The organism is Hyphococcus sp. (genome assembly GCF_041986965.1).
In the GTDB taxonomy this organism is placed as follows: domain Bacteria; phylum Pseudomonadota; class Alphaproteobacteria; order Caulobacterales; family Parvularculaceae; genus Hyphococcus.
Genome location: NZ_JBHIXB010000002.1, coordinates 705,476 through 726,699, shown reverse-complemented (window position 1 = coordinate 726,699; position 21,224 = coordinate 705,476). Strand labels below are relative to the sequence as shown.

The following is a 21,224-nucleotide window of genomic DNA, read 5'->3' as shown; positions in this document are numbered from 1 at the left end:
TCGAAAGCCCGTTGAAAGCTAGACCGTCATGAAAGTCCGTTCGTCGCTTAAGTCCTTGAAAAACCGTCATAAAGACTGCCGTGTGGTGCGCCGCAAAGGCCGCGTCTATGTGATCAACAAGACCCAGCGCCGCTTCAAGGCGAAGCAGGCTTGAGCCCTGTTCAACAGTTCGCAGCGCATTTTGTTGGGGCTGGACAGACGTTAATTTGCTGAAAATTCATACGGCTAAGGCTCTTCTTCTTTAAAAATGGAGCCGGAGCCGCATCGTGTCGAGGCGGCAAGCATCTGATTTTCCGCGTTCTTCCGGTTTTTCAGGTTTTTGCGATCAGGCTCCGGTCTTCACGCGAAAATTCCTTGGTTTTTAAGGGTTTGAAGATTAGGCTTTCGCTTATGCGAAGGCCTTTTTGCTTGATTCTGCTATGCCTTGCGGCCGCCACGCCCGCCGCCGCGGATCAGACCGATCCGCGCCTAGACGGGCTGTTCGAGGAGCTTCGGGTGGGCGACGCCCGGCGGTCCGAGGAAAATACAGCCCGGATCATCGATATCTGGTCCGACAGCCAGAGCGATACGGTGGACCTCCTTTACGAGCGGGCCAATCTCGCCGCCAATAACGGCGCGTTCGATCTCTCGCTGGCGCTTCTCGACCATGTCACGGGGCTCGCGCCCAATTTCGCCCAAGGCTACGCCCTGCGCGGGACGGTGCGGCTGACGACTGACGACCGGGCCGGGGCGATCGAGGATTTCTCCAGGGTGCTGGAGCTGGAGCCGCGCCAGTTTGAGGTGCGGGTCGTCCTCGCTGAACTCCTCCTGTCGGGCGGAGAAGACCGGGCCGCCTATGAGATGTTCCAGAAGGCGCTTGAGTGGAATCCCCATGACGAGAACGCCCGGCAGCGCGCCCGCGAGCTTCGCCGCGAGATCGACGGTCAAGAGATATAGGATCTTTGCGAAAAAGTCCCTCGCTTCGCTCGGTGTACTTTTCCACAAAAATATAATGTGAAAGCCAATCTCGGGGCGGCCCTTCGATTGTCTTTCAAGTTTTTCCGCCCGCGAAGCGGGCAAGAGAATGTAAAATTTGGTGTAGAACCGCTTCAAGCCAAATTTTTCGTTCCGAAATCGGTGAAAAGTACACTGAAGCCGACCCCGGATATAACCGGGGGAGACTGAAGGACTTTTCGCCGAAGGTACATTTAGTTTTCCACCTGTGGAAGGTTCGCGCTTGGCCTTTGCCGCGACCATTTCTATTCCTTGAGGTCCGGCCGGACATGGGCGCTTGCTCCGTATCCGGATGAATTCAACATCAGGAACTCGGGAGCGACTCCAGTGGCGGACGGATCAGCAGCAAGCGTCGAAGGCGCAACCACCATCGCGGCGGATCGCCTGCGGTCTTTTATCGAGCGCGTCGAGCGTCTTGAAGAAGACAAGGCTGCGGTGATGAACGACATCAAGGAAGTCTACGCCGAGGCCAAAGGCGACGGCTACGACGTCAAGACGCTGCGTCAGGTTGTGAAAATCCGCAAAATGGATCGCGCCGACCGCCAGGAGCAGGAAGCCATGCTCGACCTTTACCTCGCCGCGCTGGGCGAGGCTTAGGCCGGCAAGGCGGGGCGAGCCTTAGCTCGCCCGTTTGATTTCCAGATCGTGCTCGCGCAATTTGCGGTAAAGCGTTGAGCGGCCCATGCCGAGGCGGCGGGCGACTTCCGACATTTTACCTTCATAAGTGTCGATGGCGAGCTCGATCAGGTCTTTTTCGATTTCCTGAAGCGAGCGCAGATGACCCTCACGGTCGAAGATCGCCACGACCTCACTGCCGCTGTTGCTTGACGGCGCCGGGCGCGAGGTGACGCTGGCGCCTTCTTTCGCGGCGTCTTCGGCGTCATTATCGCTGAGCAAGGGCGGGCCGGATTCGATCCCGGCCGCCGCGAATTCATCCGCGAGAAGCGGGAAGTCTTCCGCCGAAAGATAAGGATTGTCCGCAAGCACAACGGCGCGGAAGATCGTGTTTTCAAGCTGGCGCACATTGCCCGGCCAGTTGAACGAGGTCAGCACTTCCATCACTTCATGACGGACGCCGCGCACATCGCGGCGTTCCTCCGCATTGTAGCGGTGGATGAAGTGATCGATCAGCGCGGGGATGTCTTCGCTGCGATCGCGCAGCGCTGGAATTTCCACCGGAAACACGTTGAGGCGATAGAACAGGTCTTCGCGGAACCGGCCGGCTTTGACTTCCTCGCCAAGATCGCGATTGGTTGCGGAGATGACGCGCACGTCGACCTTCACCGGGCGCTTCGATCCGATCGGGTCGACTTCGCCCTCCTGAAGAACGCGCAAGAGCTTCACCTGCATGTCGGCGGGAAGTTCGCCCACTTCGTCGAGGAAAATCGTGCCGGTGTCGGCTTCCTGAAACTTACCGATATGCTTCGCCGAGGCGCCGGTGAAGGAGCCTTTTTCATGGCCGAAGAGAATGCTTTCGACGAGGTTTTCAGGGATCGCGCCGCAATTGACGGTGATGAACGGACGGCCGGCGCGGTCGGATGAGCCTTGGATGGCGCGGGCGACCATTTCCTTGCCGGTGCCGCTTTCGCCGGTGATCAGGATCGGAATGTTCGACGCGGCGGCGCGTTCGCCGAGTTTCATCACATGGCGCAGCGCCTGGGATTCGCCGACGAGGTCTTTAAAGCCCATCGCGCCTTCGCGCTTGCGCTTCAAGCGCGAGACTTCGCCCTGAAGGGTTGTGAGATTGAGCGCGTTCTGGATCGAAACGATAACGCGTTCAGGTGAAGCAGGCTTGACGAAAAAGTCTGCCGCGCCCGACTGCATGGCTTCAACGACGGTGTCGATGCCGCCTTGCGCGGTCAGCACGATGACGGGGAGTTCCTCACGGAAAGATTTCGCGCGTTTCAGCGTTTCCATCCCCCCAAGGCCCGGCATTCTGAGATCGAGCATCATCAGCGCGACTTCGGAGCCCTGCTGGCTTTGCAACAGCGACAGTGCGCTTTCGCCGTTCGCCGCCTGTAGGACAGGGTATCCCGCTTTCTCGCACACGGCGCGCATCAGGCGGCGCTGTGTCGGATCATCATCGACGATTAGGATAGTTTTCACCATGGGAGGCGGACCCTTCTGAAAAAACATTACACGCGGAAGAGAAAATGGCGCCGCCAAGTAAAGATCGGTTTAACCCGTATCATTACGAAACGATTTCAGCCGTTTTTCGCGTAATGATTTGTTTACGGATTAATATTCTGTTTACGATGCCTGAAGGCCCCCGAATATCCGCCCGGGCCCTGGCGAAAGCGGGAAGGCGGCTACATCACACCCTTTGCCTGCCGTGACGGATCGTCTATCGAAATGGAGGAAATCAAAGGCTTCGCCCCATGTCTGACAAAAAAACCGACAGCAAACCCGACAAGAAAGACCTGATCCGCCCCTTGAGCGCGCTGGGCGGGCAAAAGCCGCCGGCGCCCGACTGGTTTGAAAAGGCGATCGCGACGCCGTCCGAGGAAGGGGCGGTGGAGGTCGCGGGCGCGCGCATCCGCTATTCGGTCTGGGGCGAGCAGGACAGCGAAAAGGGCGGCCGGGGGCTTCTTTTCGTCCATGGCGGCCGGGCGCACCGCAACTGGTGGCGGCCCTTCGCCCCATTTTTCTCCGAAAACCGCCGGGTTGCGGCCCTCGACCTCTCCGGCATGGGCGACAGCGACTGGCGGGAGACTTATTCCCTCGATCTCCTGGTGGACGAGGTTTTTGCGGTCATCGACAAGGCCGGGCTGGCGACCCGGGGACGGCCAGTCATCGTCGGCCATTCCTTTGGCGGCTGGGTCACCCTGGCGGCCGTGGAGCGCGAGGGCGAAAAGCTCGGCGGGGCGGTGGTGGTGGATTCGCCGCTTGGCCTGCCGGATCCCCATGAGGGCTATACGGTTGTGAAGGCCAAGCCCGCCGATTCCGGCGACGCGGCGGGGAAAAAACGCAGCGCGCATATATATCCCTCGAAAGAAGAGATGATCGCCCGCTTCAGGCTGCTTCCGAACCAGCCTGCGGAACATCTTTATTTAATTGATTATATCGCCCGTGAAGGGCTGCGCCCTGCGCAGCCTTCAGAATGCGGGGAGCAGAATGGCGAAGGCTGGACCTGGAAATTCGATCCCGGCGACAAGGGCGCTTTTGAAATCCATTTCGAACGGGACCTGCTGCGCGCCGCACGCTGTCCCCTGGCTTTCATCTATGGGGAAAAATCGGCTTTCGCCCAGGGAGACGGGCTGTCGCACTTGCGGGAACAGGCGCGGGGCCGGTCACCCTTCGTGATGATCCCGGACGCCTATCATCATCTGATGATGGACCAGCCGCTGGCCTTTGTTTCAGCGCTCAGAACGCTGCTTTCCGCCTGGCCAGTGCGGTTCGGCGTCTAGCGCCGTCCCGCTCGCAGTGAGAAGATGAGGGCTGAGAAGACTTGCCCAAGCCTTTGAATTCGGCCAAAAGACGGGAAAATTCGCAAACGGGGTTACCATGACTGACGAAGCCACTCAGCGCGCGCATGACGCCGAAGAACACAAAAAATCCTATAACGCCATTATGGGCGCGGCGACAGCGGTCGGCGTCCCGTTCTCCATGGCGCTGGCGATGTTTTTCACTGGCCTGGTCACCCGCTCGGGTGTGCTCATGGCTATCCTTATGGCGGTTGTTGTCTATGTGTTCGCGCATATCGTCGTGAAGATGTTTTTCTCGCACCACGAATAAGACTGCGTTCCGCGCCCCGGAGGCCCGATGAAACTAGCCGTTCTGAAAGAGACGCGGTCCGGAGAGACCCGGGTTGCGGCGACCCCGGAGACCGTCAAAAAATTCATTAGCCTCGGCGCTTCTGTGGCGGTTCAGGCCGGCGCCGGGGACGAGGCGCGTTTTGCCGACGCGGACTATCAGGCGGCGGGCGCTTCGATCAGCCCCAGCGCCGCCGATGCGGCCCAGGGCGCCGACATCATTCTGAAAGTCCTCGCGCCCTCGACGGAGGAGTTGCGCGTCATCGGCCGCGGGTCGAAGCTGATTGCGATCCTGTCCGCTTATAAAGATCCGGATTCTGTCGCCGCTTATGCGCGGCTTGGCGTTGACGCCATGGCCATGGAGCTGATGCCGCGAATCACCCGCGCGCAATCCATGGATGTCCTGTCGTCCCAGTCGAACCTTGCAGGGTATAAAGCGGTGATCGACGCAGCCGCTTATTACGGCCGTGCGCTGCCGATGATGATGACGGCGGCGGGCACCATCGCGCCGGCGAAAGTCTTTATCATGGGCGCGGGCGTCGCGGGGCTTCAGGCGATTGCGACCGCGCGCCGTCTTGGCGCCGTCGTCTCCGCGACCGATGTGCGCTTCGCGGCGAAAGAACAGGTGAACTCCCTCGGCGCAACCTTCGTCACCGTCGATGAAGAGGCGATGAAAGAAGCGGAAACCGAGGGCGGCTACGCCAAGGAAATGTCGGCGGACTTTCAGAAGCGCCAGGCGGAGTTTGTCGCCGGCCATATCGCCAAACAGGATATCGTCATCACGACCGCGCTGATCCCGGGACGTCCGGCGCCGCAGCTTGTTTCCGCCGATATGGTCCGCTCCATGAAGCCGGGATCGGTGATTGTCGACCTTGCCGTTGAGGCGGGCGGCAATGTGGAATTGTCCCGCGCGGGCGAGGCGATCGAGACCGGCGGCGTTACCATTCTCGGTTTCAACAATGTGCCGGGGCGCCTCGCGGCGGATGCGTCGAGCCTTTATGCGCGCAACATCTACAATTTCATCGCGGCGTTTTTCGACAAGGATACCAAGAGCCTCAACGCCGATCCGGAAGACGCCATCATCAAGGCGATCACGCTGACCCGCGGCGGCGCCGTGGTCCATGACGCCTTTATTACGACCGAAGCCGAGCCCGTGCTCGAGGCTGAACCGGAAGAGACGCAAGCCGCGGAAGACACAACAGACGCCGAAGACGAAGATTAGGTTCTGTATTTAACTCTTTGGAGGAGCCGGATGGCCGCCGACAAACGCGAACAGGTTGAAGAAGCCGCCAAGGCCGCCGAACAGGCCGCGCAAGCCGCTGAAGCCGCGGCGGCGAACGCCAGCGGTAATGCCGACGCGGCGACGCAGGCCGCTGCGCAGGCGCGCGACATCGCCGATCAGCTCGCGCTCATCGCCGCATCGAGCCCGATCTCTGACTTTGTTTTTCTCCTGACGATTTTCATCCTGGCGATTTTCGTCGGCTATTATGTCGTGTGGTCGGTGACGCCGGCGCTGCACACGCCGCTGATGTCCGTCACCAATGCGATCTCTTCGGTCGTCATTGTCGGCGCGCTGATCGCGCTTGGCGCCGACCTTTCGGAATCGGCCAACAGCTTCTGGCCCAAGCTCTTCGGGTTTCTCGGCGTTGCGCTCGCCAGCGTGAACATCTTCGGCGGCTTTATGGTGACGCAACGAATGCTCGCCATGTACAAGAAAAAAGAACGGTAGGGACGACGCATGGCTGATAACTTACCAGCGCTCCTTTACGTCGCTTCGGGCATTCTCTTCATCCTCGCCTTGCGCGGGCTGTCGAGCCCAGAGACGTCCCGTCAGGGCAACCGCTTCGGCATGATCGGGATGGTGATCGCCGTCCTGACGACGCTGTTCGTTCTGGAAGACAAAGGCATCGGCACCTGGTTCTTCGTGCTTGTTGCGATCGCCGCCGGCGCGGTTCCGGGCGTTTATATCGCCCGCAAGATCCCCATGACCGCGATGCCGCAGCTTGTGGCGGCGTTTCACTCGCTGGTGGGTCTTGCCGCCGTCCTGATCGCCTGGGCGGCGTTTCTCGCGCCGCGCGCCTTCAATGTGGGCGAGCCGGGACATATTCACACGGGCTCCGTGCTTGAAATGTCGCTCGGCGTCGCCATCGGCGCCATCACCTTTTCCGGTTCGCTGATCGCTTTCGCCAAACTGAACGGCAACATGTCAGGCAAGCCGATCCTCTTGCCCATGCGTCATCCGATCAATCTCGGCCTCGGGCTCCTCATGCTGTTGTTTATCGGCATGCTGATGACGGGCGAGCAGTCATCGACGACGTTCTTCCTGCTGACTCTGGCGGCGTTCGTGCTCGGCTTCCTCCTGATCATTCCCATCGGCGGCGCCGACATGCCGGTGGTTGTCTCCATGCTGAACTCCTATTCGGGCTGGGCGGCGGCGGGCATCGGCTTCACGCTTGAGAATATGGCGCTGATCATCACCGGCGCCCTGGTGGGCTCGTCCGGCGCGATCCTTTCCTACATCATGTGTAAAGGCATGAACCGGTCTTTCGTGTCGGTCATTCTCGGTGGCTTCGGCGGCGATGATGCAGCGGCGGCGGCAGGCGGCGAAGAAGAACGCCCGGTGAAGCAGGGGTCAGCGGACGACGCCGCCTTCATCATGAAGAACGCCAACAAGGTGATCATCGTCCCCGGTTACGGCATGGCGGTGGCGCAGGCCCAGCATGCGTTGCGGGAAATGGCCGAGATGCTGAAAGAAGAAGGCGTCGAAGTGAAATACGCCATCCACCCCGTGGCGGGCCGGATGCCGGGGCATATGAACGTGCTGCTGGCTGAGGCGCAGGTGCCATATGACGAGGTCTTCGAGCTTGAGGACATCAACTCCGAATTCCGCACCGCCGACGTGGCTTTTGTCATCGGCGCCAATGACGTCACCAACCCTGCGGCGAAGACCGACAAGACCTCGCCGATCTACGGCATGCCGGTGCTCGACGTTGAAAACGCCGGTACGGTGCTGTTCGTCAAGCGCTCCATGGCGTCAGGTTATGCGGGCGTCCAGAACGAGCTTTTCTTCCGCGACAACACGATGATGCTGTTCGGCGATGCGAAGAAAATGTGCGAGGAAATCGTCAAGGCGCTTTAGTCTCTATCCGGGATTTCTTTTTGATGCCGGAGATCCCGGCGCGCGCATCGTCAAGGATGTGATGACAGGTTGCGAGCTGGCCCACATTTGCGTGAGGTCCATTGGCGGCGCGATCGGGCGCCGCTAGATTGCCACATCAGGGCAACCCAAGGGGAAACACCATGAAATATTTGATGCTGGGCGCAGCCGCGCTCGCACTCGTTGCATGTTCGCAGGAGTCATCATCCGACACTGCAGCGGAAACGCCGACCGATGCAATGGCCGCCGGCGACGCCGAACCGGGTATGGACAATGAAATGGCCGGCGACGGCATGGAGCATGACGCCATGTCCGCCTCCGAAAAACTCGATGCGGTGCTTGCAGCCGAGTCCGATGAAGTGAAGGCGCGCTATCCATATCGCCACCCGAAAGAAACGCTGGAGTTCTTCGGCGTCGAGCCGGGCATGACCGTTGTCGACACGCTGCCGGGCGAGCCCGGCTGGTACGGACAAATTCTGGTGCCTTATCTCGGGCCCGACGGGGTTCTGATCGGCGCCGATTATTCCATCGAGATGTGGTCGAATTTCAGCGGCCGCTATTCGAGCGAAGAGTTCCTGCAAGGGAAAGAAAGCTTCGTATCGGATTACATCGCGTCCGTTGACGCGGTCCGTGATGAAGAGGGGGCCGAAGGCGCCGCCTTCCAGATCGGATCGCTGCCGGACAGCCTTAAAGGCACGGCGGATGTCGTGTTGATGATGCGCGCCGCACACCATTTCAACCGGCTCGCAGACGGCAAGTTTTTCACCGAAGCGCTGGCCGACTTCAATGATGTGTTGAAACCCGGCGGCATCGTCGGCGTGGTGCAGCACCGCGCTCAGGAAGATATGCCCGATGAATGGGCGGTCGGAAACGCCGGCTATGTGAAACAGTCGCACATCATTTCTGTTTTTGAGGACGCCGGTTTCGAGTTCGTTGAAGCCAGTGAGATCAACGCCAACCCGGCTGACCGTCCGACCACGGAGGATGTTGTCTGGCGCCTGCCGCCGTCCAATCCCGACAATGCGGAAATTGGCGAAAGCGATCGCATGACCTTAAAGTTCAGGAAACCGGAATAGGATACTATTCTGGTCATCCCGTGCGCGGTCGCGTCACGAAGTGATGCGCCGCAGACACGGGATCTCCGTCCATTGACAAAAGATCCCGGATAAACGCCTGTGGCGTTTTCCGGGATGACAATATTTATATTGTGGCAGTCTTACTGACCGGTGCCGCCGAAGGTGAATTCCCGCATAATGTGAAAGCCCACCGTAAACTGGTTGCGGTCGCCATAATCGGCGATGATCGGTGAGCGGGCGTAATCGCGGAATACATATTGATACGTGGCGTAGGGGTTCAGGGACCAGCGATCGCCGATATTGATATAGGCGTTGACGCTGCCGCCGACATCGCGGAAGCCGGAATCGACATCATAAACGCCGACCCGTCCGCCGGTGTTCGCCGATTGCTCCGGCGTGATGGAAAAATAGGCGTCGGCGAAATTGTCGTCGATCCAGGTCGCCTGTCCGCCGGCGGCGAGGGAGACCGGCCCCGCGCGGAACAGGAGGGCCGTCAGATATCCGTCGACAACCGTCCCGTGGTGACCGGTTTTGATGGCGTGACGGGCTTTCGCCTTGAACGCGAAGCGGTCAAGAAAGTTGGTGGCGATGAAGCCGCCCATTTCAAATGTTGTTCCGACGTCGCCAAGACCGGCGAGGGCGGGGTTGTCATCCTGATCGCGGCGGCCGCGAATTTTAATCGAAGGACCAGCCCGGAAGCGGGAAAATCCGATAATGCCGAAATCGGCGCCGTCATCGTCAAGGAAGACGAAGTTGCGGAACTTCACATAGACTTGCGGGTCTGCGTTGAACTCATAATCGTCCGAGCCGAAATAGTCCGGCTTGTAAATCGGCCCGACGCCAAGCGAGAGGTTCGTCTCTTCGGGGATGAGAAAGTTCAGGGCGCCGAAGAAACCGCGATTGTCGTCTTCCTCGCCCAGGGTGACGCGGCCCGCGACGGGGTCATCGTTTTCCAGGGTGTCGCCAAAGATCAGCGGGCGGACTTTCGGATCGTCAAGTTTGTTGGCGTCGCGATCCTGCTCGGCGGTGAGGATGGCGGCTTCTTCCTGCTCGCGCTGGTCCCGTCTGATTTTGTCGCGCTCTTCTTTTTTGGTCGGACCGAACAGCATCGGGCTCAGATTGGGATCGTCAATCTGACGCTGCGCCAGCGCCGGGCCGGCGGTGAGGCTTCCCGCCAGAAAAGCGGCAAGCGCTATCGCGCGTCCTGGGCGGCGCATACTCAAACTCATATTCCGGTCCCCGCGTCCATGTTTTCGCATGTGATCCCCAACCCGCTTGCCGCCCGTTAAACCCTGTCCCTTACCGGGCGTATCACCTCATCACGGCGCCAGCCGGCGCCAAGCCGACTCGCCGCCATGATCGCCCCCATTTTAGCGGCCCAAACCCGCAAGGCCAGCCAAAGCTGCGGGCTGAACCCGGCAAGAATGGGGCAGGAGGCATATTTTTCGGTGACGATGGCCGATTCGCCTCACTTACAGCCCTGCTGGGGAAAAGTTCGGCCGGGCGCAGCAATCCCGGCAAATAAAAAAGCCGGGGCTTTTCAGCCGCCGGCTTTGTGACCCCGTTATCAGGAGGCTCTGCCTAGTCTTTGTCCACGGCGTCGTCGATCGCTTCACCCGCATTCGTGATGTCGCGGCCGGCGCCCTTGATGGTTTCGCAGGAAGTAAGGAACAGGCCAAAGGCCAGAAGAAGCGTAAGGAAGCGCATCATAAACCCCTGATGGAAATTGTGTTTCAGCGGCCGCACTATGCCCCGCCGCGCGCCGGAAGAAAAGCGCGCAGGCAGGAGAAGCCCTAAAGGGCGCCTTCGCGCTGCAACCGCTTGCGAACGAGCTTGCGGGCGCGGCGAACGGCTTCCGCTTTCTGGCGGGCCTTCTTTTCCGACGGTTTTTCGTAGAACTTCCGGCGTTTCATTTCCCGGAACGTGCCCTCGCGCTGCATCTTTTTCTTCAGCGCCTTCAGGGCCTGCTCGACATTGTTGTCGCGGACAAAAATTTGAACCAAGGCCTTGAGCCTCCTTTGAAAATAAAAGCGCCACGGAGCGGCCGCGACGCAAATCCTGCTAACCAGTCCCGGCCCGCCTGTTTCCTGCAGGGGGTGGGGCGTTGGGGCCTATACCAAAAGGGCCCTATATTGTCTACACGAGCCTTAATGCGCGGCCCAAAAAAGGACGCCCCTTTCGCGCAGTCCATAGATGGTGACGAAGTGGTTGAAAATCAAGGATATTCCGGCGGGTTTGAGACGGAAGGCCGGGCCATCCTGAAGGCGATGCTCTCACGCGCGGCGTTTGAGGGCTGGACCGCCTCGGCGCTTGAGGGCGCGGCCCGGGAATCGGGACTGGACCGGTCCGTTGCGGTGGCGGCGTTCCCCCGCGGCGTCGCCGATGTGCTTCGGGCCTGGTCCATGGAGGCGGATAAGACCATGAGCGCGGCGATGGCCGGGCCGGACTTTGAAGGGCTGAAGATCCGCGAAAAGGTCGCGTTCGCGGTCGAGGCGCGGCTTGCGGCGATCAGACCGCACAAGGAGGCGGCGCGGCGGGCGGCGGCGGCGCTGGCCCTGCCGATTTACGGAACCCTCGGCGCCGAGCTCGCCTGGAAAACCGCGGACGCCATCTGGCGCGGCCTCGACGACAAATCGACGGATTTCAATTTCTATTCAAAGCGCGGCATCCTCACCGGCGTCTGGCTTTCGACCCTGACGCACTGGCTTGGCGACGATAGCGAAGACGAGGCGTCGACAAAAGCGTTCCTTGCGGCGCGCATCGAAAACGTCATGCAGATCGAAAAGTTCAAGGGAAAAATCCGCGAACTGAATATCGATCCGGCAAAGCCCATCGAATGGCTGGCGCGGTTGCGGTATCCGGCGCCGCCCGCCGCAAAGGACGACGACACATGGGACGAAGCGGAAGTCGACGAAGCGCTTGACGAGTCCTTTCCCGCCAGCGATCCGCCGGGATGGACCCCGGGCAAGGCGTAGCTCCCGCGCGGCCTTATATTCCCATTCGGCGATGATTGTGCTCAACTGGATGTCATCCAGAGACGCGATCAGACGAGGGAGACGGGCTGATGTCGGCGGCAAGGTTTTCAATACATTGGCTCGTGCGGCGAGCTTTTATCATCACAATTGCAGCAGGATATGCGCTGTTTGGGCTCGCGCAGGCGCAAACGGTTGTGTCTCCGCATCCGGAAACCGGTTTGACGGCGGAGCAGCGCAGCGTTCTGGATATGTTGCGGCAGGTTGTCGGCCGCATCAACGCCATGAGCGATCTCAGCGCGGGCGATCCCGGCTATGTGCCGCCAGCCTGGGTGACGCTTTATCAACCCGGTTTCGACAGCCCGCCGGGCCCCGGAAACCAGACGCGGCTTGCGGGCGATCCGCGCGACGCCACCGTCACCATGGTGCTGGTGAGAAGCGGTCCGTCATTATACTACGAAGAAGTCATCCCGGATCGTTACATGTCGAGTCGGCAATGCGTGATCCGGTTTGCAGATGATTTCTGGGCGCTCAGTGCACAGAATGAACGCCTTTCGCATATCGCCCATGAGGCGTTTCATTGTTTTCAGCAACGCCATAAATCCTATTGGCAGCCGCATGAGCAATGGATCTATGAAGGCGCCGCGCAGTTTGTCGGCGACTATTTCGGCGTGCATGGCCTTTCAGGCGGCGGTGGCGGCGCTGTGCCGGAGGTGGGGCGGCGCATGTTGTCGGACTATGTTCATAATAAAAAGTCGCTTCAATCGCGCGACTATGACGCCACGGGATTTTTCAACCATCTTGCCGAGCAGACAAACATCAATGAGTTGCTGCTGCGGTTGCAGCGCGTCTTCGCGCTCATGGCGGGAAGCGAGGCGAGCGTTTCGCAAATCTACAGAACGCTCGTGCCGGCGTCGGACAAAGAGCATCTGGAAGAAACATGGGCGGCGGGTCTCTGGCAGGCGCGGGAGCCTTTCTCCGGCGAAGGCGATGACTGGGATTACGATTATTTCGGCATGAAGGCGGCGCCCGCCTATGAAACACTGAAATATGATTTCGCCGAGGAAGATGACGACGAACATGAGTTCGATCTTCCCTCGCTTCAGCCGGAACTTATCGAACTGCGGGTGCAGCCAAATAATTATTATCGCGTGACGTTTGAGAATGCGGAGGGCCGGTCAATCGGCGCCGCTGGCGGTTCGTCAACTGTGCGCAGCTACCTTGAAGAAAAGACATTTACGTTCTGCGTGGGCGACAATTGCGAGTGCCCGGGCGGCGGCGCCTATGAGTTCGAAGTGCTGGATGATCCGGAAGATGAAGACACGCCGCATCTGGTGATTGCGGCTGTTGCGACTGACGCCAACGAAGTTGGCGGCGTCAGATTCGGCAAGGTGAAGGTTGAACGTCTGCCGGAGCCGCCTTGCTGCACCGGCGGCCTGCGGGCGGCGGACGGCTTTCCCGATATTACCGGGGAATGGCGGTTCCGCGAGCGCCGGCTTCAGGTCTGGGCGGATAAAATCCGCGACACCAAAATTGAACCCTATCTGACGGGCCGCGAGGCGGACTGTACGCGCGCGCGGGTCGACAACCGGGCGAGTGTGCGGATCCAGACAAATGGCGGTTTCCTGGTGGATTTCGGCGGCACATCGGTCGAGTTTACTTGTGAGTATGTCGCCGATAGCGGAACCAATCCGGTCGAACGGACCTGGCGCTATGAATGGTATGGCGGCTATCAGGCGTGCCTGACGCTGCAGGAAGCCGACAGTTTCCGGCTTGGTTATCCGGAGCGCTCCAATCCCGTCATGAAGCGGCTGGTGGAAGGCTGGTTCCAGCAGATGAAATATGCCGAAGCCTATAATAGCGGGCTCGATGAAGATGAGGGGCCGGTCACCATGGGCGCCTATCAGCCTTCGGCGACGGCAAATGCGTTCTGGGAAGAGGCGAGCGGCGATCTCGATTACCGTCAGGAAGTCACGATCCGCGACAATGACGGTGAAACGGTGAGGGTTGAGGACAATTGCAACATCAACCTTCAAAGACCGCGATGCGAGGTAGGCGAGCCCCGCATCATCGGCGAATATTTCTTCTTCGCGCCAGGCGGCTTGCCGTCATGGTTCGATGTGTTCGGCCCAAAGGATGCGCCCACCGGCATCTATGCGCCGCTGCCGTTTTATATGCCGGAGTTTGAAGGCGCGACGGTCGAATATCCGAATCTGGTGCGCTAGAAGCAACAAAAGGCGTCAGCCGTTTTTGACGGCTGACGTCCTTGGTCGAGAATACGACCGTTTTCGTTAGCTCACATCCGCCGTTAAAAAGGCGTCGCTGGCGGCGCCGAGGCGCTCTGTGAAATGTCCCGCAAAAGTGAGGACATCCTCGACCGTGACGCCTTGATGATAAAGAAAGATCGCGAGACCGGCGGCGGCGAGGCCTGCAAAGCGGGCGATGCATTGTCCGGCGGCGAGAAAGATAAAGACGGCGGCGCCGATCTGGGCGAGGCCCGCATATTCCCCCTGCATCAAGGTCGCGAGGATGCCTTCGACAGAAGAGAAGTCGGCCATCACCGGCGCCGTCGCCGCGGTGGCGGGGCTCGTGATCGCGCCGGCGCCGTTAAAGACAAGAAGCGCCGAACCAATGCCCTGTATGAATTTTCGCAAGGCGGCGAATGTGTAATGCGAATGCGGCGCGCTGTAACGCGATGGCGAGGGCGCCGGATAAAACGGCAATGAAACGGCTTTCGATGCTGCGGCCATGACGGTGCTACCTTTCTACTGGACCTGAGATTACGTGTTTCAGTCTGTCCTTTGCCTAACATTCGCCCCGATGTTGAAAGGGTCTGCCGCAAGTATGGTCATTCTATGGCGGCGTGCTGTGACGCCGCGCACAGTTCCTTCACGTTTGGTTGAGGAGGGATTGCGTTACCGGGTTTTGAGCCGGGTGACATGACCCATCTTGCGGCCTGCGCGCGCATCGCGTTTGCCGTAAAGATGGACGCAAGTTTGCGGCTCTGCGGCGAGGGTGCGCCATTGATGCACGTCGTCGCCGATAAGATTTTCCATCACCGCATTTGAATGACGCGCAGGATCGCCGAGCGGCCAGCCCGCAACGGCGCGGATGTGCTGTTCGAATTGCGAGACCGCGCAGGCGTTCTGCGTCCAGTGGCCGGAATTATGAACGCGCGGCGCATATTCATTGACGATGACATCGCCGCTTTCGAGCACGAAAAACTCGACGCCGATCACGCCCACATAATCAAGTTCATCGAGCATTTTGCGGGCGACGGCGCGCGCTTTGTCTGCGGTTTCATCGCTGACCTTTGCGGGAACGGACGAGGTCGCAAGAATCCCGCTCTTGTGAACATTCTCCGCCGGGTCGTAAAGTTTAACATCGCCATCGGCGCCGCGGGCGCCAATAATGGAAATCTCGCAGGTGAAAGGAACGAAGCCTTCAAGGATGGAGGGCGCCGCGCCGACTTCGGCCCAGGCGAACTCGATGGCTTTTTCAAAGGCGGTGGAAAGATCGGCGTCATCCGCGGTGATGCGCGTCTGGCCCTTGCCGTCATAGCCAAGGCGCCTGGTTTTTAAAATTGCGGGACGGCCGACTTTTTCAAGTCCGGTTTTTAAAGCGGCAAGATCGTCCACCGGATGAAAGGCGGCGGTCGCCGCGCCAATCTTGTTGACGAATTCTTTCTCAAAAAGCCGGTCCTGCGCCATGGACAGCGCTTTCGCGCCCGGCCGGACAATGGCGCCATTGGCGGTGAGAAAATTCACCGCCTCGACCGGCACATTCTCGAATTCATAAGTAATTGCGTCCGCGGCGGCCGCGAGTTTTTTCAGCGCGGTTTCGTCTGTGTAGGACGCAACAATATGATCGGATGCGACGTCGAAGGCGGGCGCCTTGTCTTCAGGGCAGTAGATGATTGTTTTCAGACCGAGCTCGGCCGCCGCTGTCGCCAGCATCCGCCCAAGCTGGCCGCCGCCAAGAACACCGATCGTTCCATTTGGCTCGACGACGAAGTTTTTTGCGTCTGTCTTACTCATGCGACAATCTCGCGGCGGCGCATCTTTGATTTTGCGCGCGTTCGCGCGCGGGCGCCGAGTATCCCAATCGTTCCATTTGACTCGACGATCATTTCCCGGGTCAGTCTTCCACAGTTTCGGCGACGCTTGACGTTTGCGCCGCGCGCCATTTGTCGAGACGCTCCGCCACCTGGTCGTCATGGGTCGCCAGGATTGACGCGGCGAGCAGGCCGGCATTCGCGGCGCCCGCTTCCCCGATAGCGACGGTGGCGACGGGAACGCCCGCCGGCATCTGGACAATGGAGAGGAGGCTGTCGAGGCCCTTCAAGCTTTTCGACTGCACCGGCACGCCGATAACCGGGAGCGGCGTCATGGACGCTGTCATGCCCGGCAAATGCGCCGCGCCGCCGGCGCCGGCGATGACGACCTTGAGGCCGCGGGTCTTCGCGCCTTTTGCGTAGTCATAGAGCCGGTCGGGCGTGCGGTGGGCCGAGACGATTTTGGTCTCATAGGCGACGGCGAGGGCGTCCAGCACTTCAGCGGCGCGGGCCATCACCGGCCAGTCCGAGCGCGAGCCCATGATGATGCCCACTTTGGGGTCTGTCTTCGCGCTCGCCATGAAGTATCTCCGGCCTCTGAAAAGCGGGGCTTATAGCAGGCGTCGGCATGGGTGCAAGGAAAACAGGCCCGGAAGGAGGAGACGCCAGCCACATAGACGGGGGCGCGAGAGCCAGCGCCTCCTCTCACCGGACGCGGGAGCTGGTCGCGTTGTTCGAAGGGGACTTCGCACGACCTTTCCGCAAGACCCAAACTGGGCGCGCGCGACCTTTGTCACAAGGGCCATTCGGCGAAGCGAGCGGTCCGCGCGCCGAAGCGACAGGCTGTCCTAAAGGCCCGGAATAGCAGGGCTAATGAGTAGGAATTTGCGCCGCCCCGCACGAATCGCGCTCACTGGCGGGAACGGGTCAAATCAGGTTAATCAAAAGCCCGGGGAGACGAGTGGCGCAATAGCTGACATTGTGTGCGCCGGATGCGGGAGGGACTGATGAAGATTGGCGACGCGCCCAAAACCCCGGGGGCGGGGCGGATTGAGCGCAAGCGGGCGGCGGGCGTTGGGACGGCTTCTGCGGCGGCCAATTCCGCGGCGCCGTCGGACAAGATCATGCTTGCGGGCGTGCCGGACGCCGAGTTAACGCCGCGTGTGCGCGAAGCGCTGACGTCGCTGATGCAGGAGGTGCAGAGCCTGCGCGATCAACTGACCTGGTCGCAGGAGCGCATCAACGAGCTTGAGCGTCTCGCCGACAGCGATCCCATGCTCGACATCTATAACCGCCGGGCGTTTGTGCGGGAGCTCGACCGGGCGCTCGCGATGATTGATCGTTACGGCATGAAGGCGAGCCTCGTTTTTGTGGATCTCAACGACCTCAAAAAAATCAACGACCAGATGGGGCATGGCGCCGGCGACGCCGCGCTTGCGCATGTGGCGGAAGTGTTGACGGCGAATGTGCGCCAGACCGATGCGGTCGGCCGCCTTGGCGGCGATGAATTTGGCGTTCTTTTAACCCAGGCCGATCAGCAGACGGCGGAGGTGAAAGCCGCGCATCTCACCAGCGCCGTTTCCGCGCAAGCGGTGGCGTGGAAAGAGGGCGGCTTTGTCGCTCATGTCTCCTGCGGCGTTGTTGAAATCGCGAAGGGTTTGTCGGCAGATGAAGCCATGGAGCGGGCGGATACGGCGATGTATGAGGTCAAGGCGCGCAAGAACAGCGGCTAGGCGATAATATCCGGCAGCATGGCGTCCTTGATCTCCTGGATCAGGTCTTTCAGCGCCAGTTTTTTCTTTTTCAGCCGCGCAATGGTGAGCCGCTCATAGGGCGAGTTCATCTCAAGCGAAGTGATCGCCGCGTCGAGATCGCGGTGCTCCTGTTCGACCATGGCGAGCCGGATCGTCAGGGCTTCGTCATTGGCGCCGTCAAAGTCCCTGTCATTCGCCGCGAACCGTTTGCGGGAGAGGAGGTCCGCATTCAGCGACGCCGCCGGAGCCGACCGTTCCGGTCCGCCGTTTTCGTCTTCGCCGTCGGTCATTAAGCCTGCCCCGCCGCCTGCTGGTTTTCATCGGGAAAAATATGGTCGATCAGGTCGCGAAGCAATGCGCTGGAAAAGCCGTCGCGTCGCGGCGCGTCCATCAGGCTCGCGTAAAGCGCGATATTGTCTCTCGCCGCCGCCAGCATGGGCTCACGCTCAACAGGCGTCGCGGGGCGCGAGAGCTTGAACAGAATATCCTGTTCGTGACGTTCGCCGGCCAGCTCTATTTCCTTGAGCAATGTATAAAACTCGGCGGGACCGATTTCATGCGCGTTGATGCGCGCCTCGCGCAAGGGCTCGACGACGCCATCCGCCCATTCCGTTGTGGCGCGGATAGCGGCGCGCAGCGCATCCTCGCTTAAGGTTTCACCTTCGCTGGCGCGCCAGACGCACCAAAGCGCGAGATTGACGTCAAATCCGAAATCGTCCTGAAGATAGATCAGCCGGTTTTTCACTCCCGGCAGTTCGTAGGTGTTGAGAGACCATCGCCAGAACCGGTGCCCTTTCGGTTTGCTCATCCGCGCCTCCCTTTTTCGAGGTCTTCGCCCCAGCGTTTGACCAGAGGCGTTTCGATGCCGAAGAGGTCGAGCGCGCGGCCGACCGACTGGTCGACAAGATCGTCGACGCTTTGCGGTTCCGCATAGAAGGCGGGCAGGGGCGGCGCGATGACGGCGCCCATTTCCGCAAGTTGCGTCATGGTGCGAAGATGGCCGAGATGAAACGGCGTTTCGCGCACCATCAGGACGAGCTTGCGTTGTTCCTTCAGGACAACGTCGGCGGCGCGCGACAACAGCGTTCCTGTAACGCCGGTTGCAATCTCCGACATTGTTTTTACCGAGCAGGGAGCAATCAACATGCCGAGGGTTTTGAAAGAGCCGGAAGAAACCGGCGCGCCGACATCGCCGATCGCGTAGCGGCAGTCTGCAAGCGCTGCGAAATCCGCAGCCGATTGATCGAGCTCATAGCGAATCGTCATTTCGCTCGCTTTGCTCAAAATCAGGTGAGTTTCCACATCGGTTTCCCGGAGCGCCTCAAGCGCCCGGCGGGCGTAGACCGCGCCGGAGGCGCCGGTTACGCCGATAACCAGTCTGCGGGTCGTTTTCATAGCGAACTCAATATCTTGACCGTTATTTCATAGCGTATTGGTGAACATACCGCCAACAAATTCGACTAACCGGCGTTAATCCAAGAAACCGTGACAGGGACGGGCTTTTTATGCTTATATAGCCCTTGTCATTTCCCAACAAAGGAGGCCGATTATGGCGATAAAAGCTCACATGGAAACGCTCAACAGGCGGCACCAGGAGCTGGAGGCGGCTATTACCGCCGAAACGAAATCTCCGGGTTACGACGAGATGCGCGTGGTCGAGCTGAAACGCCAGAAACTTAAAATCAAGGACCAGCTTGAAGAACTCCGAACACAGAACAAATTGAACTGACGGAGTTCCCGCCAGCGGCAATGGCCGGCTGGAAACACATTTTTGAAACTGAATTTCTGCAATAAGCTGCGGCGCACAGGATGTGCGCCGTAGTGTTTTAAGGAGCCGCTTTTATGGGCCAGAGAACCGTCATCATCACTGGCGCGGCGCGCGGCGTAGGCGCGGCCTGCGCGCGCCGTTTTGCGCAGAACGGCGACAGGCTTTTGCTGGCCGACCCCGAAGAAGAAGCGGGCAAGGAGTTCGCCAAGCAACTCACCGAAGGCGGCGCCGAGGCGGCGTTTGTTCACGCCGACATGACCAAGCGGCTGGATGTCCATAATGTCATCGCCGAAGCCATCGACAATTACGGGCGCATTGACGTGCTCGCCCATACGGTGATGGCGCAGTTTTCCGCGCCATTTCTGAAGACCACAGAGGATGATTTCGACCGCATTGTCGCGGCGAATATTCGCGGCGCCTTTCTGATCAATCAGGCGGTGGCGAAACAGTTCGTGAAACGCCTCGACAGCGAAGACGCCAACCCCGAGGCGCCGGGAGTGATTGTCAATATCGGTTCGGTCGAGGCGGTGACGGCCGCCGCGGACCATGTGGCCTTCGCGACCTCTCAGGGCGGCCTTCATCAGCTCACCAAAGCCGTCGCGATCGCCATGTCGCCTCATGGGGTGCGCGCCAATCTCGTCGGCGTCGGCGCGATCAAAGGCGATCTTGAAGAGGCGGAGCGTGAAGGGGAGCGCGAGGCGACGCCGCTGAAACGCATCGGCGACCCCGATGAGGTCGCCGAAGTCGTCTTTTTCCTCGCCAGCGAAGCGGCGTCCTACGTCACCGGCCAGACCGTTTATGTGGACGGCGGCAAGCTTGCGGCGAACGCAAGCGGGTCGAAAAAGAAAAAGACCTAGTCTTCGTCGTTATCGTCATCGCCGCCGCCGGTGAAATCGGCGAAGACATTGGCGAGATCGACTTTCTTTTCCTTGTCCTCGTTGGCTTCGTCTTCGGCGAGCGTGGTTTCTGCAAGCGGCTCAAGCGACGGGCCGGCGTCAGGCTGCGGCTGATCTTTCATGAGCTTGGCGCGTTTTGCGGCGGCTTTGCGAACGACAGCGTCAAGATCCATCTGTGTGCACAAACCCAGACCGACCGGGTCCCGCGGCTCAAGATTGGCGGTGTTCCAGTGCGAGCGGTCGCGCACGGAGGTAATTGTGGTTTTCGTCGTGCCGAGAAGCTTCGCGATCTGCGCATCGGAAACTTCCGGGTGGTTGCGCACCATCCAGGCGATGGCGTCAGGACGGTTCTGGCGCTTCGACACCGGAGTGTAGCGGGGGCCCTTGCGCGGCTTTTCAGCGACAATGGTTTTCGGCCGCGACAGTTTCAGGCGATAGGCGTCGTCCCCTTCGCCCTTGTCGATTTCCTCGCGCGTGAGCTGGTGGTTGGTGATGGGGTCAATGCCGCGCACGCCTGCCGCCACGTCGCCGTCGGCGATGCCTTTCACCTGCAACGAATGCAGGCCGCAGAAGTCAGCGATCTGGTCAAAGCTCAAGGACGTGTTGTCGATCAGCCAGACGGCGGTTGCAATCGGCATCAGCGGACGGTCGGCCATGTCATGTCTCCGTAAAGTTATCCAAAAAGCCTTCGGCGGCGGCCTCCCTTCGGGGAAGCCGCGCTAACCGCCGGATTTTCGGGGAAAGCGACGCGATAAACGCGATTGGCGGGGCATATAAACCGTTTGGAGGCTTCCGCCAAGGA

Annotated in this window: 25 protein-coding genes; 14 read left to right on the top strand and 11 right to left on the bottom strand. The window is 60.2% G+C overall.

All coding sequences use genetic code 11. The features are described from left to right. Positions 1 to 28 precede the first annotated feature (28 nt). The 3 genes from ykgO to ACFC5L_RS12420 all read left to right on the top strand — a co-directional run bounded on the left by ykgO (position 29) and on the right by ACFC5L_RS12420 (position 1,590). Positions 29 to 154: a type B 50S ribosomal protein L36 gene (ykgO, locus tag ACFC5L_RS12430; RefSeq protein WP_104830315.1), complete on the top strand. Its 126-nt coding sequence runs from the start codon at positions 29 to 31 to the stop codon at positions 152 to 154. A gap of 254 nt (positions 155 to 408) precedes the next feature. After that, positions 409 to 936 carry a tetratricopeptide repeat protein gene (locus ACFC5L_RS12425; protein ID WP_375202614.1) on the top strand — a complete coding sequence of 176 codons (528 nt, stop codon included), beginning with the start codon at positions 409 to 411 and terminating at the stop codon, positions 934 to 936. A 384-nt stretch (positions 937 to 1,320) separates the two neighbouring features. Next, on the top strand, positions 1,321 to 1,590 hold the full coding sequence (locus tag ACFC5L_RS12420) for a DUF2312 domain-containing protein (protein WP_375202615.1): 270 nt from the start codon (positions 1,321 to 1,323) through the stop codon (positions 1,588 to 1,590). A 21-nt stretch (positions 1,591 to 1,611) separates the two neighbouring features. On the opposite strand, the gene ACFC5L_RS12415 is transcribed toward ACFC5L_RS12420, so the two are convergent. Continuing rightward, positions 1,612 to 3,102, bottom strand: coding sequence for a sigma-54-dependent transcriptional regulator (locus ACFC5L_RS12415; protein WP_375202616.1), 1,491 nt, complete (start codon positions 3,100 to 3,102; stop codon positions 1,612 to 1,614). Positions 3,103 to 3,371: 269 nt separating this feature from the next. Here ACFC5L_RS12415 and ACFC5L_RS12410 point away from each other — a divergent pair, with 269 nt between their 5' ends. The 6 genes from ACFC5L_RS12410 (at position 3,372) to ACFC5L_RS12385 (ending at position 8,978) form a co-directional block, all read left to right on the top strand. Then, positions 3,372 to 4,400, top strand: coding sequence for an alpha/beta fold hydrolase (locus ACFC5L_RS12410; protein WP_375202617.1), 1,029 nt, complete (start codon positions 3,372 to 3,374; stop codon positions 4,398 to 4,400). Positions 4,401 to 4,497: 97 nt separating this feature from the next. After that, entirely contained in the window at positions 4,498 to 4,728 is a 231-nt protein-coding gene (locus tag ACFC5L_RS12405) for a hypothetical protein (protein ID WP_375202618.1), read from the top strand. A gap of 27 nt (positions 4,729 to 4,755) precedes the next feature. Further along, positions 4,756 to 5,967, top strand: coding sequence for a Re/Si-specific NAD(P)(+) transhydrogenase subunit alpha (locus ACFC5L_RS12400; protein WP_375202619.1), 1,212 nt, complete (start codon positions 4,756 to 4,758; stop codon positions 5,965 to 5,967). Between the two features lie 30 nt (positions 5,968 to 5,997). Further along, positions 5,998 to 6,474 carry a proton-translocating transhydrogenase family protein gene (locus ACFC5L_RS12395; protein WP_375202620.1) on the top strand — a complete coding sequence of 159 codons (477 nt, stop codon included), beginning with the start codon at positions 5,998 to 6,000 and terminating at the stop codon, positions 6,472 to 6,474. Positions 6,475 to 6,483: 9 nt separating this feature from the next. After that, a complete protein-coding gene (locus ACFC5L_RS12390; protein ID WP_375202621.1) occupies positions 6,484 to 7,884 on the top strand; it encodes an NAD(P)(+) transhydrogenase (Re/Si-specific) subunit beta in 1,401 nt (466 codons plus the stop codon). A 161-nt stretch (positions 7,885 to 8,045) separates the two neighbouring features. After that, positions 8,046 to 8,978 carry a class I SAM-dependent methyltransferase gene (locus tag ACFC5L_RS12385; RefSeq protein ID WP_375202622.1) on the top strand — a complete coding sequence of 311 codons (933 nt, stop codon included), beginning with the start codon at positions 8,046 to 8,048 and terminating at the stop codon, positions 8,976 to 8,978. Between the two features lie 140 nt (positions 8,979 to 9,118). Here the strand turns inward: ACFC5L_RS12385 and ACFC5L_RS12380 are convergent, their stop codons facing one another. The 3 genes from ACFC5L_RS12380 to rpsU form a co-directional block, all read right to left on the bottom strand. After that, the gene (locus ACFC5L_RS12380) at positions 9,119 to 10,195 is read right to left on the bottom strand and encodes a MipA/OmpV family protein (protein WP_375202623.1); all 1,077 of its coding nucleotides are present in this window, start codon (positions 10,193 to 10,195) and stop codon (positions 9,119 to 9,121) included. 364 nt (positions 10,196 to 10,559) lie between these two features. After that, entirely contained in the window at positions 10,560 to 10,688 is a 129-nt protein-coding gene (locus ACFC5L_RS12375) for an entericidin A/B family lipoprotein (RefSeq protein WP_375202624.1), read from the bottom strand. Between the two features lie 83 nt (positions 10,689 to 10,771). Further along, positions 10,772 to 10,981 carry a 30S ribosomal protein S21 gene (gene rpsU / locus ACFC5L_RS12370; protein WP_104830329.1) on the bottom strand — a complete coding sequence of 70 codons (210 nt, stop codon included), beginning with the start codon at positions 10,979 to 10,981 and terminating at the stop codon, positions 10,772 to 10,774. A 147-nt stretch (positions 10,982 to 11,128) separates the two neighbouring features. On the opposite strand from rpsU, the gene ACFC5L_RS12365 reads away from it, so the two are divergent. Beyond that, a complete protein-coding gene (locus ACFC5L_RS12365) occupies positions 11,129 to 11,953 on the top strand; it encodes a COQ9 family protein (protein ID WP_375202625.1) in 825 nt (274 codons plus the stop codon). Between the two features lie 89 nt (positions 11,954 to 12,042). Then, positions 12,043 to 14,175 (top strand): hypothetical protein, encoded by a 2,133-nt coding sequence (locus tag ACFC5L_RS12360; protein ID WP_375202626.1) that lies wholly within the window; start codon positions 12,043 to 12,045, stop codon positions 14,173 to 14,175. Between the two features lie 66 nt (positions 14,176 to 14,241). On the opposite strand, the gene ACFC5L_RS12355 is transcribed toward ACFC5L_RS12360, so the two are convergent. The 3 genes from ACFC5L_RS12355 to purE form a co-directional block, all read right to left on the bottom strand. After that, positions 14,242 to 14,700, bottom strand: a complete 459-nt coding sequence (locus ACFC5L_RS12355) for a hypothetical protein (RefSeq protein ID WP_375202627.1) — start codon at positions 14,698 to 14,700, stop codon at positions 14,242 to 14,244. Between the two features lie 165 nt (positions 14,701 to 14,865). Then, positions 14,866 to 15,987, bottom strand: a complete 1,122-nt coding sequence (locus ACFC5L_RS12350; RefSeq protein WP_375202628.1) for a 5-(carboxyamino)imidazole ribonucleotide synthase — start codon at positions 15,985 to 15,987, stop codon at positions 14,866 to 14,868. 100 nt (positions 15,988 to 16,087) lie between these two features. Next, positions 16,088 to 16,585, bottom strand: coding sequence for a 5-(carboxyamino)imidazole ribonucleotide mutase (gene purE / locus ACFC5L_RS12345; RefSeq protein WP_375202629.1), 498 nt, complete (start codon positions 16,583 to 16,585; stop codon positions 16,088 to 16,090). 426 nt (positions 16,586 to 17,011) lie between these two features. Here purE and ACFC5L_RS12340 point away from each other — a divergent pair, with 426 nt between their 5' ends. Next, on the top strand, positions 17,012 to 17,737 hold the full coding sequence (locus ACFC5L_RS12340; RefSeq protein WP_375202630.1) for a GGDEF domain-containing protein: 726 nt from the start codon (positions 17,012 to 17,014) through the stop codon (positions 17,735 to 17,737). Here the strand turns inward: ACFC5L_RS12340 and ACFC5L_RS12335 are convergent. Genes ACFC5L_RS12335 through ACFC5L_RS12325 form a run of 3 tightly spaced genes read right to left on the bottom strand, consistent with a single transcriptional unit; the run spans position 17,734 to position 19,153 of the window. Beyond that, on the bottom strand, positions 17,734 to 18,048 hold the full coding sequence (locus tag ACFC5L_RS12335; protein WP_375202631.1) for a YdcH family protein: 315 nt from the start codon (positions 18,046 to 18,048) through the stop codon (positions 17,734 to 17,736). The genes ACFC5L_RS12340 and ACFC5L_RS12335 overlap by 4 nt on opposite strands. Beyond that, entirely contained in the window at positions 18,048 to 18,566 is a 519-nt protein-coding gene (locus tag ACFC5L_RS12330) for a TIGR02444 family protein (protein ID WP_375202632.1), read from the bottom strand. The genes ACFC5L_RS12335 and ACFC5L_RS12330 overlap by 1 nt, the downstream gene beginning before the upstream one ends. Next, positions 18,563 to 19,153, bottom strand: coding sequence for a UbiX family flavin prenyltransferase (locus ACFC5L_RS12325; protein ID WP_375202633.1), 591 nt, complete (start codon positions 19,151 to 19,153; stop codon positions 18,563 to 18,565). Before ACFC5L_RS12325 ends, ACFC5L_RS12330 begins: the two co-directional genes overlap by 4 nt. Positions 19,154 to 19,307: 154 nt before the next feature. Between ACFC5L_RS12325 and ACFC5L_RS12320 the strand changes: the two genes are divergently transcribed. Together ACFC5L_RS12320 and ACFC5L_RS12315 are read left to right on the top strand one after the other, a co-directional pair. After that, positions 19,308 to 19,487, top strand: coding sequence for a YdcH family protein (locus ACFC5L_RS12320; RefSeq protein ID WP_375202634.1), 180 nt, complete (start codon positions 19,308 to 19,310; stop codon positions 19,485 to 19,487). A 113-nt stretch (positions 19,488 to 19,600) separates the two neighbouring features. Then, the gene (locus ACFC5L_RS12315; protein ID WP_375202635.1) at positions 19,601 to 20,383 is read left to right on the top strand and encodes an SDR family NAD(P)-dependent oxidoreductase; all 783 of its coding nucleotides are present in this window, start codon (positions 19,601 to 19,603) and stop codon (positions 20,381 to 20,383) included. On the opposite strand, the gene ACFC5L_RS12310 is transcribed toward ACFC5L_RS12315, so the two are convergent. After that, positions 20,380 to 21,078, bottom strand: a complete 699-nt coding sequence (locus ACFC5L_RS12310) for a DUF1013 domain-containing protein (protein ID WP_375202636.1) — start codon at positions 21,076 to 21,078, stop codon at positions 20,380 to 20,382. The genes ACFC5L_RS12315 and ACFC5L_RS12310 overlap by 4 nt on opposite strands. Positions 21,079 to 21,224 lie beyond the last annotated feature (146 nt).

What these genes read in the sequence shown, in the direction of transcription:
- ykgO (WP_104830315.1), top strand. Translation starts at nt 29, where the DNA reads ATGAAAGTCCGTTCGTCGCTTAAGTCCTTGAAAAACCGTCATAAAGAC.
- ACFC5L_RS12415 (WP_375202616.1), bottom strand. Translation starts at nt 3,102, where the DNA reads ATGGTGAAAACTATCCTAATCGTCGATGATGATCCGACACAGCGCCGC.
- ACFC5L_RS12410 (WP_375202617.1), top strand. Translation starts at nt 3,372, where the DNA reads ATGTCTGACAAAAAAACCGACAGCAAACCCGACAAGAAAGACCTGATC.
- ACFC5L_RS12405 (WP_375202618.1), top strand. Translation starts at nt 4,498, where the DNA reads ATGACTGACGAAGCCACTCAGCGCGCGCATGACGCCGAAGAACACAAA.
- ACFC5L_RS12400 (WP_375202619.1), top strand. Translation starts at nt 4,756, where the DNA reads ATGAAACTAGCCGTTCTGAAAGAGACGCGGTCCGGAGAGACCCGGGTT.
- ACFC5L_RS12395 (WP_375202620.1), top strand. Translation starts at nt 5,998, where the DNA reads ATGGCCGCCGACAAACGCGAACAGGTTGAAGAAGCCGCCAAGGCCGCC.
- ACFC5L_RS12390 (WP_375202621.1), top strand. Translation starts at nt 6,484, where the DNA reads ATGGCTGATAACTTACCAGCGCTCCTTTACGTCGCTTCGGGCATTCTC.
- ACFC5L_RS12385 (WP_375202622.1), top strand. Translation starts at nt 8,046, where the DNA reads ATGAAATATTTGATGCTGGGCGCAGCCGCGCTCGCACTCGTTGCATGT.
- ACFC5L_RS12380 (WP_375202623.1), bottom strand. Translation starts at nt 10,195, where the DNA reads ATGCGCCGCCCAGGACGCGCGATAGCGCTTGCCGCTTTTCTGGCGGGA.
- ACFC5L_RS12375 (WP_375202624.1), bottom strand. Translation starts at nt 10,688, where the DNA reads ATGATGCGCTTCCTTACGCTTCTTCTGGCCTTTGGCCTGTTCCTTACT.
- ACFC5L_RS12365 (WP_375202625.1), top strand. Translation starts at nt 11,129, where the DNA reads ATGCGCGGCCCAAAAAAGGACGCCCCTTTCGCGCAGTCCATAGATGGT.
- ACFC5L_RS12360 (WP_375202626.1), top strand. Translation starts at nt 12,043, where the DNA reads ATGTCGGCGGCAAGGTTTTCAATACATTGGCTCGTGCGGCGAGCTTTT.
- ACFC5L_RS12355 (WP_375202627.1), bottom strand. Translation starts at nt 14,700, where the DNA reads ATGGCCGCAGCATCGAAAGCCGTTTCATTGCCGTTTTATCCGGCGCCC.
- ACFC5L_RS12350 (WP_375202628.1), bottom strand. Translation starts at nt 15,987, where the DNA reads ATGAGTAAGACAGACGCAAAAAACTTCGTCGTCGAGCCAAATGGAACG.
- purE (WP_375202629.1), bottom strand. Translation starts at nt 16,585, where the DNA reads ATGGCGAGCGCGAAGACAGACCCCAAAGTGGGCATCATCATGGGCTCG.
- ACFC5L_RS12340 (WP_375202630.1), top strand. Translation starts at nt 17,012, where the DNA reads ATGAAGATTGGCGACGCGCCCAAAACCCCGGGGGCGGGGCGGATTGAG.
- ACFC5L_RS12335 (WP_375202631.1), bottom strand. Translation starts at nt 18,048, where the DNA reads ATGACCGACGGCGAAGACGAAAACGGCGGACCGGAACGGTCGGCTCCG.
- ACFC5L_RS12330 (WP_375202632.1), bottom strand. Translation starts at nt 18,566, where the DNA reads ATGAGCAAACCGAAAGGGCACCGGTTCTGGCGATGGTCTCTCAACACC.
- ACFC5L_RS12325 (WP_375202633.1), bottom strand. Translation starts at nt 19,153, where the DNA reads ATGAAAACGACCCGCAGACTGGTTATCGGCGTAACCGGCGCCTCCGGC.
- ACFC5L_RS12320 (WP_375202634.1), top strand. Translation starts at nt 19,308, where the DNA reads ATGGCGATAAAAGCTCACATGGAAACGCTCAACAGGCGGCACCAGGAG.
- ACFC5L_RS12315 (WP_375202635.1), top strand. Translation starts at nt 19,601, where the DNA reads ATGGGCCAGAGAACCGTCATCATCACTGGCGCGGCGCGCGGCGTAGGC.
- ACFC5L_RS12310 (WP_375202636.1), bottom strand. Translation starts at nt 21,078, where the DNA reads ATGGCCGACCGTCCGCTGATGCCGATTGCAACCGCCGTCTGGCTGATC.